The organism is Vibrio sp. Vb0304, from assembly GCF_033338995.1.
Classification (GTDB): Bacteria; Pseudomonadota; Gammaproteobacteria; order Enterobacterales; family Vibrionaceae; genus Vibrio; species Vibrio alginolyticus.
Window position 1 is genome coordinate 1 of record NZ_JAWOTT010000079.1, and the last position, 1,694, is coordinate 1,694.

General features: G+C 43.6%; 3 protein-coding genes and 1 pseudogene. 3 read left to right on the plus strand and 1 reads right to left on the minus strand.

Annotated elements, in window-relative coordinates:
• Positions 1-127, minus strand: a pseudogene (locus tag R7P35_RS23880) (ADP-heptose--LPS heptosyltransferase I); the annotation flags it as partial.
• A 107-nt stretch (positions 128-234) separates the two neighbouring features.
• Here R7P35_RS23880 and R7P35_RS23885 point away from each other — a divergent pair.
• The 3 genes from R7P35_RS23885 to R7P35_RS23895 all read left to right on the plus strand — a co-directional run.
• A complete protein-coding gene (locus tag R7P35_RS23885; protein ID WP_005459671.1) occupies positions 235-642 on the plus strand; it encodes a diacylglycerol kinase in 408 nt (135 codons plus the stop codon).
• Positions 643-652: 10 nt separating this feature from the next.
• Positions 653-1,363, plus strand: a complete 711-nt coding sequence (locus R7P35_RS23890; RefSeq protein WP_318092807.1) for a 3-deoxy-D-manno-octulosonic acid kinase — start codon at positions 653-655, stop codon at positions 1,361-1,363.
• 92 nt (positions 1,364-1,455) lie between these two features.
• Positions 1,456-1,694 (plus strand): NAD-dependent epimerase/dehydratase family protein (locus tag R7P35_RS23895; protein ID WP_318092809.1); only part of this gene is annotated, 239 nt, incomplete at its 3' end.

Here is a 1,694-nt window from a genome sequence, read left to right on the forward strand (position 1 = left end):
TAATCCAAGTTATTTGCGTGGTTGGCCACTGTTTCTGGATTGCTTGCACAGTAGCGATGGTATTACACACATCTCCAATAGCGGATAAACGCAAGATGCATAATGACGATGGGGCAGAAGTGAACATAATTATTGTCTGACTAGATGAATAGAGGCAGGTAAATTATGCAGACATCCCCAATAAATGTAAAATACACGGCTCCAATATAACGAAGTACCGATAAGTGTTCTGCAATGTCAAAGACAACACCACATCAATCGCAAGAATCTGGAAAGCCAGGCAATACTGGGGTAAAGCGCATTATCAAAGCGACAGGTTATTCTATACAGGGATTAAAAGCCGCTTTTAAACATGAAGCTGCTGTTCGACAAGAGCTCGCTTTGCTAAGCATTGCTGTGATTTTGGCGTGCGTGGTTGATGTCGGGATGATAGAGCGCATCTTATTGATTGGTGTTGTGGTATTAGTTCTGATTGTCGAACTGATTAACTCCGCGATAGAAGCAGTGGTGGATCGCATTGGTGTTGAACGCCATGAATTAAGTGGTCGCGCTAAAGATATAGGATCGGCAGCCGTTATGGTTGCGTTAGCGTTCGCAGCTTTTACTTGGCTATACATCTTGGCCAGTCGCTACCTAGGCTAGAGGTTACAACATGATTCAGCAGTATCGAGATAGCAACCAAGTCATTTGGTTTGATGAGGAGCTTATTGAAGATCCTGGTCAGCCTATTTTTGATGCCGAGTATTGGCAATCCACCAACAAAGTAACTGGCAGTGCGTCAGGGCGTGGCACGACTTGGTTTGTTCAGCTTGATACGATGCAAGCCGCTCTGCGTCATTATCGACGTGGGGGTTTATTTGGTAAGTTAGTTAAAGACAATTATTGGTTTTCAGGTTGGGAGCAAACGCGTTGTGCGCAAGAGTTCCAACTATTACTTACACTGATTAATGCAGGTGTTCATGTGCCAAGGCCAATTGCTGCGAGAGCTGTGAAATCTGGATTGACATATCAGGCCGATTTATTGAGTGAGCGCATTCCTAACGCAAGAGACCTGGTCAGTATCTTGCAGGAAAAACCGTTACCGGAAGGAATGTATCAAAAAATAGGGCAAGAAATTGCCAAAATGCACAACGCTGGCGTTAATCACACAGACCTGAATATCCACAACATCTTGATCGATGACAAAGATAAAGTGTGGATTATTGATTTTGATAAGTGCCGCAAACAAGAGCACGGCGACTGGAAAAAGCAAAACTTAGAAAGGCTTCTTCGCTCATTCAAAAAAGAACTGCTCAAACGCCAAATCATTTGGCAAGCGTCCGATTTTGATCATGTACAAAAAAGTCATACTGAAAATACGTAAAGTGAGCTTTTTGTCAGTTATTCGTGAGACAATCCAATAGCGCATTTCGGTACACCCACTAAAAGTACCCATTAAAGTAGGTAACATTTGCAATGAAAATACTAGTAACAGGCGGGGCAGGCTTCATTGGCTCAGCTGTCGTTCGACACATTATTCGTGACACCCAAGATAGCGTCGTGAATTTAGACAAGCTCACCTACGCAGGAAACTTGGAGTCGTTGGTGGATGTTGCGGACAGTGACCGTTATTACTTCGAGCAAGTAGATATCTGTGACCGAGCTGAACTAGATCGCGTGTTTTCAGAGCATCAACCCGATATGGTTATGCATTT